Raw genomic sequence first — 17,040 nt, forward strand, 5'->3', positions numbered from 1 at the left:
CTGGACATGACGAATATCAAGTGTGATATGTGCTTCAATTGTGTGTTTGGTCTGTAAAACGCAGTTGATACTCAGCAAAATCCCTACTACGAAAAGAAGGGTCAAAATCTTTTTCATATCACAGTTCCTTTTTAATAAGTAACTATCTAATTATTATACGAACTTACTCATAATTTTATTTCATTATACAAACAAATTAAGAAAAAAATAAATTTACTTTCTTTATATAGATATTGTTCTGTTTGCTTTTAAAATAGTGATTTTCTTAATCTAACTATGAATTGAAAATTAAAATTCCTGACAGTAGGAGAAGAGTATGAGGAATATGAACGAACTTGCAATATTAGGAGGAGAACCTGTAAGACCTCCCGAAAAAAAGTGGCCTACCTGGCCTGTGTTCGATGAACAAGAACGAAATGCTATTTTAGAAGTTCTTGAAAGTGGCAAATGGTTTTACGGTGAAAAAGTAAAACAATTTGAAGAAGCCTATTCACGGTTTCAAAAAGCAAGATATTGTGTTTCTTGCAATAGCGGAACAACCGCATTGGAAATAACATTACAGGCAATAGGTTTAAAACACGGTGAAGAGGTTATCGTTCCCCCCTATACATTTATTGCAACGGCTTCGGCTGTCGTGCGTATGGGAGGAGTTCCTATTTTTGTAGATATAGATGATACATGGTGTATTGACCCTGACCTTATAGAGTCAGCAATTTCTCCTCGAACCAGAGCCATAATCCCGGTTCATTTTGGTGGAAGAATCTGCGATATGGATAAAATTAATGCAATAGCCCAGAAACATAATCTTATTGTGATTGAAGATGCCTGTCATGCTTGGGGTGGAGCGTGGGAAGGGAAAGGAGCAGGAACATTAGGGCTCGGGGGTGTATTCAGCTTCCAGATGTCAAAGAATATTACTGCGGGTGAAGGTGGCGCCATTGTTACCGATAATGAAAATTTCGCTGATACCTGCCGTTCTATAAGCAATTGCGGGAGGTCAAAAACAGGTCCCTGGTATTATCATGAACGAATTGGCACCAATGTCCGAATGAATGAATTTACCGCGAATATTCTGTTAGCCCAGTTGTCGCGTGCTGAAAAGCAATTTCAGGTTCGAGAAGCAAATGGGACTTATCTAACCCGAGCACTGATGGAGATACCGGGTATTTACCCACAACCTTTAAGTAATCGTATTACTCGAAGGACATATCATCTTATTTGTATCCGTATTAAGGAAGATGAATTAGGTTGCTCCCGAGAGCAGTTTGTAAAAGCAGTACAGGCAGAAGGATTACCTCTAACTTCAGGCTATCCCTATCCTATTTATAAACAACCGGCATTTCAAAATGCAGATTTTTATGATTATTCAAAAACATATTGTCCTATAGCAGAGGATTTATGTTATAAGAGTGGAACATGGTTGCCCCATCATATTTTATTAGGTAAAGAAAAAGATATGGAAGATATTGTAAGAATTATCCGTAAAGTACAGGAACATACTCCTGAATTAAGGAAATTAGATGCATAAGATACCTTTTCTATGTCAGACCTATGATTTATTTGATAAATCAGACCTATCATGAATAAAAGGAATATTCTCATTTCAAAGCAATTAATATGGATATTTCTTATTCTTTTAATAGGATTAGGGGTAAGGCTTATTTACCTCTCCGATGCAATTCAGAACCCGGATTTTTCAGCACCTCTCCACGATGCAGAATTTAAAGATTACTGGGCAAGGGCTATTTTGTCCGGTGATTACACACCTCCAAGAAATGAGGGAAACCCGTTTATGGAAGGACACCCCCTTCCCAATCCACCGGGTTATCCTTTGTTTCTTGCGTTTATTTATTGGTTAACGGGGGGTAGTTATCTTGCCGTGCGATGGGTACAAATTTGTATTGGACTTCTTAATATATTCCTTGTATATTTGTTAAGCAAAAACCTTTTTGATTATAGAGCAGGACTTTTTTCCGCATTAGGGGTTGCAACTTATTGGGCATTTGTCCACTATGACATGGAACTTAATCAGGTTACAATTTATATAGCCATAAATTTATTATGTTTCCATCTCCTTTTACAGGCACATAAAAGAAACAAATTGCGACTACTCCCTTTTGCAGGTATTGTATTTGGGATAGGGGCATGGTTCCGTGGTGAAGTGTTTGTTTTCATCTTCCCTTTAGCGATATTCGTTATATTCCTTTTTTATAATTCGAAAAAACTCAAAGTTGCTATTTGTGCAGGATTATTGTTTCTTATTTTTGCTCTACTACCTGTAATTCCATTATCTTCATATAACTATTATCTCTGTGGGTCATTTACTTCAGGCTCACATAACAGTGAATGTAGCCTTTCTATAGCCTTTCATCCGGACACTCCAGAATATGCTTCATATACACCCGAGATGCTTCGATGGCTAAATAAAACACCGGAGGATACAGTAGAAATATTTGATTTAGATGGAATGACTCGGGGTTTAGGAAAGGAATTAGGATTAGGTCGAAGAGTAACTTATAAGGAATGGAAAAATTACCTTATTTCAGGGGCTATACATAATATAAAAGAATACCCCTGGCTCAATTTAAAAAAATGTTTTAAGCGGTTTCTATGGACTTTTTCTCCTCAGGAATTGGACGAAAATAAAGTAATTTATTACGAGCGTGAAGTTTCTACAATTCTTAAATATTTGCCTCGTTATCCTCTCCCTATGAGTTTATTCACTTTAAGTCTTATTTTGCTTGGTATTTTATGGTTATCCAAAGGAACTCAGACGATAAGGATAACTATGAATTCATGGAAATTTTTATTCGTTCTACTGTTTTTTGTTGCAATAAATATCAGTATTTTTTCACTTATAATAGCAGGAAGTCGTTATCGTGTGTCCCTTATCCCATATTTTTTCATCTTAGGGGGTGTTGTTTTTTCTTCATTATCGGAAACAATTCGGAACAAGAAATGGAATTTGTCGATTTTGATTGTTTTGGGTTTCGTTATCCTATTTTCGTTAGCCCATATTCCGTTTTTTGATTATCAGCCTAATCGTTCTCGCTGGTTGGATGAGCGGCGAAAATGTTATCAAAGGATTGGTAGGATAGAAGATGGGTTAAGATTTTTTGAGAAATGGTTGGAGAAACATCCAGATGCGGATGCTCATTATCATGCAGGGGTGCTTTGTTATGAATTAAACGAACTGACGAAAGCAGAAGAACATTTTTATACATGTCTTAAACTGTGTCCGGACCATCCTTCTGCTCCCTATAATTTAGGATTGGTTTTTGCAAAAAGAGGTGATTGGACAAATGCGGAAAAGTATTTTAAGGAAGCAGTGAAAAGAAATTCGAACAAGGCGGATATGTGGTTTGCATTAGGTTGGGCAACTGAAAATATCGGAAATACGACTACTGCATTAGAGAATTACACACATGCATTAACTATAAACCCGCTACATGCTCAAGCATTAAATCACAGTGCTGTGATAATGTTTCAAAGAGGAGAACGAGAGCCTGCAAAAAAATATCTTGAAAAAGCAATTAGCATTGCTCCCAATTATACAGATGCTCGATTTAATTTGGGTCAGGTTCTATTAGCGGAACGGAAACCTGCGGATGCCTTGAAGCAATTTATGACCATTACAGGAAAATATTCGCCGGAACATGAATTGTTAAAAAGTATAGGGTTGTGCTATGTCCAGATGCTGGATTACGGGGAAGCACTGAAATATCTCTTAAAAGCGAAGGAGATGAAACCAGAACAATGGAATGAAGAATCTATTCTCGCCGTTTGTTACGCTGGATTGGGAATGAGAGAGGAATGTATTCAAGCAATCGAGGGATTAAAAGGAAAAACATTTAATTCCTTGCAGGTTTTTAATTTAGGTCATGCATGGGAATTGTTGGGGGAATGGGATAAAGCAGAAACTTATTTTAAAACTGTTATTGAAAAAGACAAAAGTAATGCAGATGCGTGGGCAGGTTTGGGAAATATTTCTCTAATGCATGGAGATAAAAACTCCGCTTATATATATTTCAAACAGGCATTGGAAATTAATCCTCATCAAGTTGGAGCATGGTTTAATTTAATCCTGTCGTGGGTAGAAAATCGAGAATGGGAAAAAGCAAAGTCTCAGTTGATAGAGTTTATAAACTATTATCCAGAGCATGTAGAGGCTCATTATCATTTAGGGATTGTAAATGAAGCATTAGGAAATAGGGAGGATGCCAAAAAATCTTATGATAAGGTGCTTGAAAAGAAATCTGACCATCCCGGGGCTTTATTTTCCCGTGCTACTATTGCTCTATCCGAAATGGATTTGGAAAAGGCAAAGGAACTGTTCGAAAAACTTAAACCTATGGAACCTTTCAAATCTTTATATCATTTAGGTATTGTTTATTCGTTAAAGGAAAATTGGGAAATGTCCCATGAATGTTTTTTAAAATCTTTCTTTATAAATTCACCACCATTTTTTAATGATTATATATATGCGTTCAATATCGGTAGAAGTTACGACCGACTTGATTGCTTGTATGATGCAGAAAATTTCTACCGTATTTCTTTCGGATTGAATAATGATTTTGTAGATGTTAAAGATGCCCTTTCTTTTCTTCTTTTTCAACAAGGGAATATTGAAGAAGCCTATTTTTTGTTAAATTCGATGTTCTTATATCAAATACCTACTAACTGGTCTTATTACCACTTTTCCCTTGTATGGGATAGTATGAAGGAACCCGAAATAGCATTAAGTTTTGCGGAAATGGCTAATATAATTTTGCCGAAACAATCGCCAATTCTTCATCAATTAGGTGCGCTGCACCGCAAATTGAAAAATTATAATCTTGCTGAACAATACCTGGAGCAAGCAAAGGAACTTAATCCCGATGATGCAACCATTACAAAAACATTAGCATTTTTACAATCAGACCGTGAGCGTTATAAGGAAGCAAAAGAACTGTTTATAATTTGTACCAACTTACTCCCTGATGACCTGGAAGTTTATGAAGGTCTTGCTGATGTTTATATGAAGACTGGGGAATTGAAACAGGCGGAAGAAAACTATCGAAAAGCATTAAAAATTAAGGAAAGTCCCACGGTGATTAACAAGTTGGGGTTATTACTGGCGGATTTGAATAATGTGTATGAAAGTGTCGGACTACTGGAAAAGGCCCTTAAATATTTTCCAGATGATGCTATTACTCTTACACGACTTGCAGACCTAAAAGTAATTTTACACTCAGATATGGATGCAAAATTACTTTATGAAAAGGCATTAACAATAGATACTCAAAATTATCTAACCCATAGAAACTATGCAGATTTATTAGTCCGTTCAGGTGAATATGAACTCGCTGAAAAACACTATAAACTTGCATTAGAGCTGCAGCCGAAAGATACTATCGCTCAAGCAGGATTAGGATTGCTTTATGCCCGTATGAATAAATATGAGGAAGCAAAAAAATATTTAATCCCTCTGGCTCAAATAAAAACGGATTTACTTAATGTAAACCAACAACTGGCAATGATATTCCTTTCTGAAAATCAACCAGAAAAATCTATTAAATATATAAAGCGGTGTATTCTTGCCCAGCCCGATCGTAAAGAGTTTCGGGAATTGTTACAGCAGGCTACTCAGATGAAACAGTAGAACTATTTACTAATCCCAGTCTTTTTTCCAGATAAGGAATAAGTGTTTCTGCCATAATCTGGGCTTTAAGTTTTATTCCTTCCTGACGCATGTGGCAGATATCACCAAAATATTTTGTGCTGGCAGGAATATTTTCTTCTACAGGGATATAAAGGATAGAATTCTTTTTACAATATTCTTTTAATATCTCATTAAATAATTTCATCACTTCACAGTATTGCTGGAATGTTGAGTGAGGATATCCCCATTCCTTTTCATAATAGAAATCATAATAATCACGGTCTTCACTATTTAGCTTATCGCGATAGGGAACACCTATACTTGAAATACACACATCAATGTTTTTTAAAAAGAATACTTTACAAAGGTAGTCAATGTAGTTCATAATAAATCGGTCTATATACAACTTTATTCTATCCTCAGGATAGGAAATGAATGCCCTCATCTGTTTTCGCACAAAGTGTGATAAAAGAAAAGCAATTCGTGTTGTTAGTAATGTATTGTCAAATGCTTTCTGAAATACCTCATATACTACATTATTAATCCCTTCGTATAAAATAACCAAATCCGGCTGCAAGTATAAGTAGTCCGGTAATTTGGCACAGTGCTTTTTTAACACCATTCCTGATACACCACAATTAAAAACCTCTATACGGTTATCGCCAAAGTGTTTTTTTAATCCCTGTTCTAAAAATTTAGGATAAGTTTCTTGATTTGAAATCCCCTCCTCGGTAGTGGAAGCACCGATACAAAGAATTCGAAAGACCCCTTCCTCTTTTGGCACTTTAAAATCTCTATCCCTAAAGCCAAAATTGTTAATACGGAAAGGCATCTCCGTTGAATTAATATGAGGTATGTATGAAAAATAATTTATGTCCCACAAATCATTTATTGCTAATTTCTTTAATATGGGATTTATCCCCTCGTTTTTACCTTTTTGGGGATGAACGAATACATAATAGGAATAATGATTTGAGGTATTGTATATAGGACAGAAAAAGAACTGGTAACTTTCTCCTTTTATATTTTCATCCCATAAAAAAGCAAGCCCCACTTCAAACTTGCTCTTAGGAATTTGTTCAATAATCGTTTTGTATTCTGAAATATGTGGAATTGCTTCCAGAGGCTCCTTAATGGGGGAGAATATTAAGTCAGAATTATTTTGATTTATTTCTATACAAAATTGATGTATATTGTAAATGTCACAAAAGCTACTCTGAAAAGGTTCTGTTTCTGTGAAATATATCGAAAAACGATAACTCCACATTTCAAGTGGGTCCGGTTCAGCGTAGCACCATAGCTCACCGATTAACAATTGTTGAGGGACAAATATATTTTTCCCCTCACCATAGTGCACACTTTCCTCAGCCCCATTATCCCATTCCTTGATTAACAATTCGCCTTTGCGAATGCGAACAAATTTGTTGGTTTTTTCGATATGTTTCCATCTTAATCGTTCGAATAATTCCAGAGATAAGCAGATAACAATAATCCAGAAGAAAATAAAAAGACTATAACCTAAAATATAGACAATTTTTCTTTTCTTTTTAGATTTTAACTCCATTAACTTTTCCCTAAATGTTCTTCAATATATTTCACCAAATATGGCATTGCTAATTCCGATTTTTTTTGTATCCCTTCCAATTTTTGATGACATAAATCATTAAAATAAGATGGAGGTTTATTCTGAAACATTTCGTACATCGGTATATACAAAATATTTCTGTTGTTAAACTTTTCATTTAATAGTTTATTATATATGTTGAGGACATGGCTATACATACGATAATTTATAAAATCACCTCCCCACCATTTTTTTGTAACAAACTGAAAATAATCTTTTTCCTGCCATGTCATCAAAGAATAATTAGGTGCAGGGATACTCATTACGGCAAACAATACACCCTTTCGTTGAAGGTATTTCTGTATTTTTTCTATTTGACTTAATATATCTTTGCTTATATCACTCTGTATTTGTATATCGTGGGGTAAAAAGAAGAGAGGAAAAATATTTCGACATAGCTTCGATTGTATAAGGATTTTTTTTATTCCGTTCAAGTGATTTAACCAATAAGGTAATAAGATATGGGTTATATCATTTGTCCCTTCACAATAAATAATCAAGTTCGGTTCCATTAGTAGATAATCGGGCAATCGTAGCCATAATTTATTAGCAGTGATACCCGGTATCCCTGCGTTAATCACTTCAATTCTATATTGTTCATGGAACTGCTCGGATAATAGTTTTTCTGTGATATTCGGATAGGTTTCTTGTTCTGTTGGACCCTCTTCCGTGGTTGAACCTCCTATGCATACAATACGGAAGACATCGGGCAGTTTTGGAACTGCGACATCTTCATCACGGAAACCGAAATTGTTTGTATGAAATTCATGAGAATACAATTGGGCATGTTTTTTGTATTCAAAATAGGGTATCTCCCAGATATTATTTTCATCTTTTGTTTTTTTTGTATGGCTATCTTTCGCCTTATATCCGCACACGAACATCCCTTGATTTTCTATTTTTGCAGGATAATAAAGAACAAGGTCTGAAATAGTTCTGTTTCCTACGGTAAAAGAAGCATAATATTTTGAAAAAGCACTGTGGTTTATATCAGGAATTTCTTTTTCTAATGCCGTTAGCAATTCATCATCGAAGTAATTTGTTGTATCGGGTTCAGGAAGATATATTTTCTTTTCCCTTTTATTCCTATCCTTTATAAGAATAGATATTTGATAAAAAGAAGCAAATAATTGTCGGTCGTTTTCATCTAATTGCAGGAAAAATTCTAAACGATTGGAATACCATTGAGACATGTCTGGCGAAGGTAGTTTTTCTGTTGATTGTAATGTATCTTTCGAAGTAACCTGACTGTAACTCCATGGAGGCTGATTATTTAAAGAGGAAATGAGGGGGTTTTTCTGTGCACCAAAATATTCATATACTCGAACGGCACACTCAGCGAGTATAAGTATCAAAATAAGCCATAGGAAGAAGATAAATATTTTGCCTATACTTTTTACGATAGGATATTTCATTTAATCGAAGGAGATGTTTGCTGAGGGTTATTTTTCAGTCGCTCTAATTCGGTAGCAGGACGCAGGTCTGTTGGGTCAAGTTCTAGGGCTTTCTGGAAGTATTCAATCGCTTTTTCACGATTTCCCAGCCCTAAATAAGCTCTACCCATACAGGTATGAGCAAACGAATCATTGGGCAATAATTGAAATGCCTTTTCCAATGCAGAAATAGCCAATTGATATTGGCCTCTGTTAATATGAATGTCCGCAATATTAATCCAATTCCATGGGTAATGTTCTGGCTTCAATTCGACAGCCTTTGTAAATGCATCAACGGCAAGGTCCCATTCTTGTATCTCCTTATAAGACATCCCAAGATAAGAGTATGCTTGAGCATAACCGGGGTCAAGCTGAATTACATGTTTACAAGTATCGATGGCAGACCAAAAATCTTTTACCCGCCAGAATTCCAGAGCCATAGCACATAAATCTTCTAATAAGGCTACTGATTTTTTATTAAATGTTTTAACAGAGTCCTGTAAAGAATAAATCTGGTGATATACAACGACTCGCTGGATACCGGGAAACTCCTGTGCTTGATAGATAATGCCTTTTTCCTTCAAATATTTTTCAAAATGATTGAGGGGTGCAGATTCAAAATAATCTCCCTGAACAACAATCCATAATTTTGCATTGGGTCTCCGTTCAGGCAATAGTTTTGTAATTAAAAATTCAGCAATTTCTGCGGTATTCTCAAACTGCGAACCATAGCAAACAACATTTGGCACAGGACCTAAATTATATAAGAAAACACGCTTCCATAACTCATTATTTACAAGGATAATATCTTCCGTTTTTGCATTGTGCTTAATAAACACACCTGCATTTCTCCAATTGGTATGTTGCGGTTTACCGAGGATTAAACTTCCCTGATACAAATACAAAAGTAGAAATGTGGTAAAAAGAAGTCGTTTCATCCATTTCTTGTGTTCTATATTGCTAAGGGTATAACCAATAATTAGATAAAGAGCAATTGAACTATGCAGGGTGTATCTTGGCATGATGCAAGGACGCCATAAATGTGAAACGAAATATAAAAATAGGGGTGGGAATAGCCACCAGATACAATATAGCAAGATGAGAGAGTGGCTTGTTTCCCCATTGTTATTCGACTGCGAAACTTTATCGTTTTTACTCTTAAGGAAATACCCCCAGATAGCCCAAATAAAACAAATAATATATAAAACGGCCATCACACCCCCTATAAAATATCGCTGAGATACAAGGGTGTGGGCAGTCTCTTTACTAAAAAAATTTATCCAGAAGTCAGGTTCTGCACGGAGTTGATAAGTCCAACCAATGCAATCATCGGCAATAAGGTCTCCGGTAAATTCGCGAAGAGTAGGTATTTTCATCCAGGAAGAAGTCATATCGGGTGACCAGAAATTGATAGTCAGAATGTATAAAGTAGAAGGTAATGAGATGAAGAACAAGGGAATAGCCCATTTAATAAGAAAAAAGACTTCTTTCTTAAAATAATTTTTATATACGAATTTGTCCGGTTTATCGTTATGATATTCCCATGCAAGAATAATTAATCGGTCTACTAGTAGATATACCCCCTGAACCATAATAACCAATATAGCAAAGGGATGTGTCCAGAGAAGGAGAAATGTAATGATAAGATAGCCAATGAATGTTCTTCGTCTCTGTTGTTGATACCAATGTATAAAAAGAAGCATGGATAGAATAGACAGAAGGGTAAACAAACTATACATTCGTATTTCTTGTGAAAATTGCCTGTGTATCGGAGACAAAGATACAAGAAGACAAGCCATAAGTCCTGCAGAAGCATTAAAACTTATATTCCCCAAGATGTAAGTGCTGTATATAACTGTCAATCCAATAAAAACAGAAAGTAAACGAAGAGAATAATAAGATTCATCAATATAGGTGTGCCATAAATATTCAATAGAATAATACAATGGCATGGTTGCAGGGTCCATAGAGCGATTTTTAATCAGGAAATGTAAAATATTCACCGAAGGCTCATAATGAACGCCCTGAGCCCAACGCGTAAAATCTGGCGAAGATTCATATTCTTGCAAAGGTTTCATATGAACAACACTACTAAATTCGTCCCACCATATTGATTCATTACTTAAACCAATAGAACGGTATAAGTAACCAGCAAATAAAATTAAAAATAAATATAGAAATATTTTTGAATTCATATCTGAATGTTAGTTCTCTGTTTGTATGTTAAATCTTTTTACACCTCAAATTATTTATAATAACATATCATAATAAATTTTAAATATCTAGTATAGATAGTTTCTCAATCAAAACGATGGAGTATCGGAATGAAATCGTTTTTTAAGAATATAATTTTGATATTGGCTTCTATATTCTTGGTTCTTGTTTTGACAATGATATTAGACCGAGTTCTTGGAAATATTTTACCTAAGCCCTTCCCCGAAGGAACACATGATTTAATCTTTCCGCCGTTATCACGACAGGAATTTGCTTCTGTTGATTTTAAGTATGTGGTAGAAACTAATTCATTGGGAATTCGAGACCGAGAAATACAAAGACCTAAAAGTGCTGGAACCTATCGAATTATCGCAGTTGGTGATTCCTATACTTATGGTTGGGGCGTGAATATAGAAGAGACATGGCTCCGCAGACTGGAACAAAAACTTTCATTGACGAATAGACAGATAGAAACTGTAAATTTAGGCAAACCCGGAACGGGTCCTCCTTTTTATGCAGAGATTTCTCGCACTGTTGTTCCTTTATTAGAACCCGATTTGATATTGGTAGGAATTTTACAGGGAAATGATATTGCATCTTCAGGTTCGGAAGGTTTGGAGCAAATGAGTTCGGGATTGGTTCGATGGACAAAGTTATTGTATCCCAATTTTGTCCGCACTGTAGAAATGATGCGATTAACGCGTTCCCTTGAAACACGGACACAGGAGCGACCCCCAGAAAAAACGACTGCAGAAGATAACACAAGATGGGCAGCCAATACTGCAAAGGAATTTTACGAGAAAATGTCTCCAGAGGAGAAACAAAGATTTGATAATTTTGATGCAAGTGTCAAACAAGCATTTTTTGACGGGCTTTTAAATCCTTATATGATTGACCTTGCCTTGAAGAATAAACATATTTATACACTAACACTAAATCCCGAAGACCCATGGATTTTGCAATGTATCGAAAATATGGCAAAGGCATTACAAATCATAAAATCAGTAGCAAACCAATCCAACGCTCAAATTGCTGTGGTTAGTATCCCAGATGGACCGTATGTTAACGAGGTTGCATGGAAGAATATTCAACGAGTGGGATTTGATGTCGTTCCAGAAATGCTAAGTTCCGATGCCCCTGATAAAGTTATTCAGATTGCCTGTGAAAAAGCAAATGTCCCCTGTTTTACCGTTTCTGATGCATTTCGCCAGCGAAAACAAGACCCCAATTTGTTTTTTACACTCGATGGGCATTTAACGGCTGAAGGGCATAAATTATTAGCAGAAACACTTGCACCTAAATTGCAAAGGTGGTTAACCAAAAAATGAATGAAACAGCAAAAAAAGAAAATTTAAGTAAAAAAAAGATTGTTCTGTTTACCTTCTTACCCCTTGTTATTTTGCTTTTAAGTCTGGAACTGATAGCACGAGTTGTTGAAATATGGCTTCCACCCCTGGTGACAGATATTGGTTTGGGATTTACAGAAGATTCCCGATTATTTATTCCCGACCCTTACGATAGTCGATATTTGATAACACATCCTAATAAAACGGTTGCATTCCAAAATCAGCGATTTTTAAAAAATAAGCCATCAGGGACTTTACGAATATTCTTTCTGGGAGGTTCATCTGTTAATTATGTTCATTACGAATTGCCAAACTTATCCGAGCGATTAAAAGAAAATCTTAAACCCAAATACAAAAATGTTGAAATTATTAACTGTGGTGGGCTTTCTTATGGAACACATCGGCTCGTTTTGATTGCTCGTGAGATTGTAAATTATGAGCCAGACCTTGTGATGATATATTCCGGTCATAACGAATTTGAAGAGATTGAACAATTACATTTAGCACGAATACAGTCAACAAAATTGCAAAAAATTCTGTATTCTTCCGCCATGATGCGATTTATTCGTGACCGAATCGCAACATATCAAATATCCCAATTGGAAAAAGAGCATAATCGAAGGATATTGGCTCAATCTTTGCCCGATGCCGGTAAAGGCTGGAACCATGTGTTCACGCCACAAGAAATTGCAGAACGAATGGAGAAATACAAAAATAATTTAAATGAAATTATACAGTTATGTAAAGAGAAAAATATAAAAGTCATTATCGCAACCGTTCCCTCAAATTATATAAAGCCAAATTTAATAGGAAAAAGTGCCGAAGAATATGAACAAGTATTACAATTAATCAGAGAAGAAAAGTACAAAGAAGTGTATGAATTGGGCAGAAAGATTATTCGCGAAACTTCACCCCGACATCAGTCTTCCGACCTTGAAAATAATATCGTCAGAGAACTTGCGGAAACAAATCATATTCCCCTGGCAGATGTCTTATCTGCAGTAGAACAGGCAGAACCCCACCACATTCCCGGCGAGACTCTATTTAACGACCATTGCCACTTAAATCCGGAAGGCAACAAAATTATGATACATACATTTGAGGAAAAGATATTACAAGCATTGTCAGAATAATATTGTTTGTTAATTACCTCCCCTTCTCCAATGATGGAATAAAACTTCCAACAAATTACTTCATATAAACAGCATCCTCTATACAGACCTGTACATACTTCTACTTGGAACAATAGATGACTTCAACTTAGTTAAAATAATTTGCAAATAGGATTAGTTAAAAAAAGTTTTTAGTGGGTGCTGAGTTTTAGTAAGGCGACACCATGTCGTGGGATAGATGTAGAGAAGTCTTTTTTGTAAATTCCCAAATCCTTTTGTCTCCATAAGTCTCGGACTTTTTGGTTCTCTGCCAGTCCTAAATCTTGCCACTGCACGGTTATATTTTGCTCAATTTCATCTAAATTAAATAAACCGATAGCAATGGAACCATTATAAAGTGGTTTTATCCATATTTCATAATTTTTTTCTTTATTCGTAACGACAGGGTGCCCCTGAATACCCTTGGAGTCCTGATTGATTTCGATAACTTCGGGATTGCAGAGAACATTTTTCGTAAATTCATCTAATAGCGTCATATCTCCGCTATAAAAAAGAGGAGAAGCCATAAGGCACCATAGAGACATATAGGAATATTGTTCGCTGGGCGTTAGAGGACAAGGTTTAGGTTCTCCCATTACACTGGCATCTCCACTGTAACCAATAAGAATATAATCCGGGTCATTCCAGGCACCGGGACCGGCATATTCCCAATAGCGGGCATTTCTGCGGGCAACTTCATGATATTGAAGCAATTCAAAACCAAGGTCTCCAGCGGTTCTCCAGCAATTTCCACCGACTTCTTTGCCCCATTTCCAGACCTGTCCCATGCCGTATTGACATAAGTTAAAAACAATGTCGCGGTCTAATTTCTTTAAAATAGTCCCCATTTCTTGATAAGGTTTTTTTAAATTCTCAATCTTATTAGGAGATAGAATATTTGAGTAAGAGCACCAGTCATATTTCAGAAAATCAAAGCCCCATTCTGCAAATTGTTTGGCATCTTGTTCCTCGTGTTTGTAGGCTCCGGTAAAACCAGCACAAGTTTTAGGTCCCGGTGAGGTGTATATACCTACACGAAGTCCTTTGGAATGAATATACTCTGTTAACCCCTTCATATCCGGAAAATATTTATTAGGCAAAATGTTTCCATTATCATCTCTCGCGGGACCGACACGCATCGGGTCCCGATGATTTTCCGAATTTGCCCAGCAATCATCAATGCTTACATATTGGTAACCCACATCAGCCATACCGGATGAGACCATCAGGTCTGCAGATTGTTTCATTATGTTCTCTGTTATTCTGTCGTAATGCGTATACCAGTGATTCCATCCCATTGGTGGTGTTAATGCTAATGTATCTCCAACCACAATATCTAAATAATTTTGGTCGCTGCCATGTTGATTTTGTGCTACGATTTTAACCGTATAAGTTTTAGGTTCGCGATTGGTAATAGTTCCGTATATAATCCCTTCCGGGTTTACAGTTAATCCTTCTGGCAAATCTTCCAATTGAAACTGTATAGGTCTTTCACCTGTGCAGGGAATACGGAATATAAAAGGAGAACCCGCTCGAACAGCAGTAATACGCGGACTATTTATTCTTGGAGAAAGAGGAGGAGGAGGAGTGAGAAGGTAAGGGTCTTCTTTAGGTCTAGTTATAAGTTCAGGTTTTCCATTAGTCATTATAAAAAAGGCTTCTGCTATGTCCACATGATCATAAGAAATATCATCATAGGCATCATTAATGGAAATGGTGAAAGTAGATATTCCCTGTAAATCAATATACACCTTTTCAGGTTCTTCTCCTCCTTTTAAAGTGCGTGTGGCATATAATAATTTATTATCGCCAAAAAAGCGAGCAATAACAGACCCTTTCCCTTCTGTTTCATCATCAATTCCTACGGTGGCTTCGAACTTAGAAGCAGAACCATTCAGTTGAATATAGAAAACAACATTTGCATGTGTGCCAACACCGCGATTATATGTTGTCCCTTGCAATTTTATTGGATTTCCTACACAGGATAAATTTTTCTTAGGACCTTCTCCCCAGCCTTGTCGAATATTTTTTAGGTCCAGCTCATCTAAATATGTGGTGTTCTCCTGACAAAAACTATTCCATGCATAAAAAAACACAATACAAACTATGTAAATAAACATAAAGAAATGAACATTGGAATTAGATGATGTAGGTAGCATTGAATTTTCCTCCCCGTAAGGATGTTATTTTAATTTGTTTTTATGAGAAGTCCCTGTATGTCCAAAACCACCGAGACCGCGATTGGATGATGGGAGTATAGAAACAGGTTTCCATTCTACACGGGATACAGGAGCCACAATCATTTGTGCTATACGGTCTCCGCGTTTGATATGAAACGGTTCCTGTCCCCAGTTTATCAAAATGACACAGATTTCACCCCGATAATCAGAATCAATGGTGCCGGGTGAATTAGGCATGCCGATACCATATCTAATTGCCAAACCACTTCTCGGTCGAATTTGTGCTTCATATCCCTGTGGGAGTGCGATTTTAATGCCTGTGGGGATAAGTTTCCGTTCTCCCGGCATAAGGACAATTTCTTCTTTTACTGCCGCATGAAGGTCCATCCCTGCAGATTCTTCCGTTTGATATTCAGGCAGAGGAATATCTTCTGTGCCGGGCTCTCTATAAATTTTTACCTTAACGATATTTTCTATCATACCCATTCACAATTCATTATTGAATAAATTTTATTAAAAGGATGTTGAAACAGAATTCTATTATACATAAGTCCTAATTTTTAATGTATTCGGATTCTAATTGGGCAATTCTGTCGGGATAATCGGATAATATCCAATCCACTTCAGAATAAATATATTTCTTAATGTCTTCAGGTTTGTTTACCGTGAATACGATGATTTGAATGCCTTTTTCTTTTATTTTCTTCATTTCTTCTGTAGTTATATTAAAACTATCTTCCATCTTTTCATTGATTGCCAGCATTTGAGCAGGTGGTTTGTAATTTGACCAATTTTCACTTCGCAAGGCAGACAAGAAATCAGTAGCATCGGAAACTGTAAAACAAGTCTTAATTTGAGGATATTCTTTTCTGATTTTCTCAATTACTTGCGGATGAACGGATGCAAGATAAACTCTGTCTTGCATGTTTCGCCTGATGATAGGTTCAACAATAGGTGATAGATTTTCTGTAAAAGGTTTTATTTCAAATAAAAATGTATGCTTCGGAAATGCTTCTAAAACTTCGTCCAGTGTTGGAACTGTAATGCCTTTTCCCCGAAATGGAAAAGTCTGCCCTCCATCAGTAGAAAATTTATATCCCGCATCCAACTCTTTAATTTCCTTTAATGTTTTTTCTTTAACAGGACCCTGTCCATTGGTTGTGCGGTCAACAGTTGTATCATGCATAAGAATAGCAATGTTATCGGCTGTGATTTGTATATCTCCTTCTAATAAACAATTACTCCATCGGGAAACGGTTTGCTGATACGCATAAAGAGTGCTTTCAGGAAATAAAGCCTTACCTCCACGATGTGCAGCAATTTTGGTTTTATAAGATTTGTTCTGTGCAAGTTTTTCATCGTTATCAGCAAAGGATACAACTGTGCAAATACAAAAAACAAAAGGGGTTAAAAACAAAAAAATACAACATCTACGCATAAAACAAAACCTT

At 36.1% G+C, this 17,040-nt stretch carries 10 protein-coding genes; 4 read left to right on the forward strand and 6 right to left on the reverse strand.

What is annotated here, in order from left to right; translation table 11 throughout:
• The first annotated feature begins 316 nt into the window (after positions 1 to 316).
• The gene (locus PLA12_01955; protein ID HOQ31253.1) at positions 317 to 1,528 is read left to right on the forward strand and encodes a DegT/DnrJ/EryC1/StrS family aminotransferase; all 1,212 of its coding nucleotides are present in this window, start codon (positions 317 to 319) and stop codon (positions 1,526 to 1,528) included.
• 51 nt (positions 1,529 to 1,579) lie between these two features.
• Positions 1,580 to 5,641 carry a tetratricopeptide repeat protein gene (locus PLA12_01960; GenBank protein HOQ31254.1) on the forward strand — a complete coding sequence of 1,354 codons (4,062 nt, stop codon included), beginning with the start codon at positions 1,580 to 1,582 and terminating at the stop codon, positions 5,639 to 5,641.
• Here the strand turns inward: PLA12_01960 and PLA12_01965 are convergent.
• The 3 genes from PLA12_01965 to PLA12_01975 are packed head-to-tail and all read right to left on the reverse strand — an operon-like array spanning position 5,622 to position 10,893.
• On the reverse strand, positions 5,622 to 7,205 hold the full coding sequence (locus PLA12_01965) for a GDSL-type esterase/lipase family protein (protein ID HOQ31255.1): 1,584 nt from the start codon (positions 7,203 to 7,205) through the stop codon (positions 5,622 to 5,624). The two genes, PLA12_01960 and PLA12_01965, sit on opposite strands and share 20 nt — an antisense overlap.
• On the reverse strand, positions 7,205 to 8,680 hold the full coding sequence (locus tag PLA12_01970) for an SGNH/GDSL hydrolase family protein (GenBank protein HOQ31256.1): 1,476 nt from the start codon (positions 8,678 to 8,680) through the stop codon (positions 7,205 to 7,207). Before PLA12_01970 ends, PLA12_01965 begins: the two co-directional genes overlap by 1 nt.
• Positions 8,677 to 10,893 (reverse strand): tetratricopeptide repeat protein, encoded by a 2,217-nt coding sequence (locus tag PLA12_01975; GenBank protein ID HOQ31257.1) that lies wholly within the window; start codon positions 10,891 to 10,893, stop codon positions 8,677 to 8,679. The genes PLA12_01970 and PLA12_01975 overlap by 4 nt, the downstream gene beginning before the upstream one ends.
• Before the next feature lie 129 nt (positions 10,894 to 11,022).
• Between PLA12_01975 and PLA12_01980 the strand changes: the two genes are divergently transcribed.
• Together PLA12_01980 and PLA12_01985 are read left to right on the forward strand one after the other, a co-directional pair.
• Positions 11,023 to 12,240: an SGNH/GDSL hydrolase family protein gene (locus PLA12_01980; protein HOQ31258.1), complete on the forward strand. Its 1,218-nt coding sequence runs from the start codon at positions 11,023 to 11,025 to the stop codon at positions 12,238 to 12,240.
• The gene (locus PLA12_01985) at positions 12,237 to 13,391 is read left to right on the forward strand and encodes an SGNH/GDSL hydrolase family protein (protein HOQ31259.1); all 1,155 of its coding nucleotides are present in this window, start codon (positions 12,237 to 12,239) and stop codon (positions 13,389 to 13,391) included. Before PLA12_01980 ends, PLA12_01985 begins: the two co-directional genes overlap by 4 nt.
• 170 nt (positions 13,392 to 13,561) lie before the next feature.
• Here the strand turns inward: PLA12_01985 and PLA12_01990 are convergent, their stop codons facing one another.
• The 3 genes from PLA12_01990 to PLA12_02000 all read right to left on the reverse strand — a co-directional run bounded on the left by PLA12_01990 (position 13,562) and on the right by PLA12_02000 (position 17,027).
• The gene (locus PLA12_01990; GenBank protein ID HOQ31260.1) at positions 13,562 to 15,568 is read right to left on the reverse strand and encodes an NPCBM/NEW2 domain-containing protein; all 2,007 of its coding nucleotides are present in this window, start codon (positions 15,566 to 15,568) and stop codon (positions 13,562 to 13,564) included.
• A gap of 24 nt (positions 15,569 to 15,592) precedes the next feature.
• Positions 15,593 to 16,075 carry a dUTP diphosphatase gene (gene dut, locus PLA12_01995; protein ID HOQ31261.1) on the reverse strand — a complete coding sequence of 161 codons (483 nt, stop codon included), beginning with the start codon at positions 16,073 to 16,075 and terminating at the stop codon, positions 15,593 to 15,595.
• Between the two features lie 67 nt (positions 16,076 to 16,142).
• Positions 16,143 to 17,027: a glycerophosphodiester phosphodiesterase family protein gene (locus PLA12_02000; protein HOQ31262.1), complete on the reverse strand. Its 885-nt coding sequence runs from the start codon at positions 17,025 to 17,027 to the stop codon at positions 16,143 to 16,145.
• Between the last annotated feature and the right edge of the window lie 13 nt (positions 17,028 to 17,040).

The sequence above is a fragment of the Candidatus Hydrogenedens sp. genome (genome assembly GCA_035378955.1).
Classification (GTDB): Bacteria; Hydrogenedentota; Hydrogenedentia; order Hydrogenedentales; family Hydrogenedentaceae; genus Hydrogenedens.

Excerpts from the sequence above, each read along its gene's own strand:
- PLA12_01955 (HOQ31253.1), top strand. The coding sequence starts at position 317 with ATGAGGAATATGAACGAACTTGCAATATTAGGAGGAGAACCTGTAAGA.
- PLA12_01960 (HOQ31254.1), top strand. The coding sequence starts at position 1,580 with ATGAATAAAAGGAATATTCTCATTTCAAAGCAATTAATATGGATATTT.
- PLA12_01965 (HOQ31255.1), bottom strand. The coding sequence starts at position 7,205 with ATGGAGTTAAAATCTAAAAAGAAAAGAAAAATTGTCTATATTTTAGGT.
- PLA12_01970 (HOQ31256.1), bottom strand. The coding sequence starts at position 8,680 with ATGAAATATCCTATCGTAAAAAGTATAGGCAAAATATTTATCTTCTTC.
- PLA12_01975 (HOQ31257.1), bottom strand. The coding sequence starts at position 10,893 with ATGAATTCAAAAATATTTCTATATTTATTTTTAATTTTATTTGCTGGT.
- PLA12_01980 (HOQ31258.1), top strand. The coding sequence starts at position 11,023 with ATGAAATCGTTTTTTAAGAATATAATTTTGATATTGGCTTCTATATTC.
- PLA12_01985 (HOQ31259.1), top strand. The coding sequence starts at position 12,237 with ATGAATGAAACAGCAAAAAAAGAAAATTTAAGTAAAAAAAAGATTGTT.
- PLA12_01990 (HOQ31260.1), bottom strand. The coding sequence starts at position 15,568 with ATGCTACCTACATCATCTAATTCCAATGTTCATTTCTTTATGTTTATT.
- dut (HOQ31261.1), bottom strand. The coding sequence starts at position 16,075 with ATGGGTATGATAGAAAATATCGTTAAGGTAAAAATTTATAGAGAGCCC.
- PLA12_02000 (HOQ31262.1), bottom strand. The coding sequence starts at position 17,027 with ATGCGTAGATGTTGTATTTTTTTGTTTTTAACCCCTTTTGTTTTTTGT.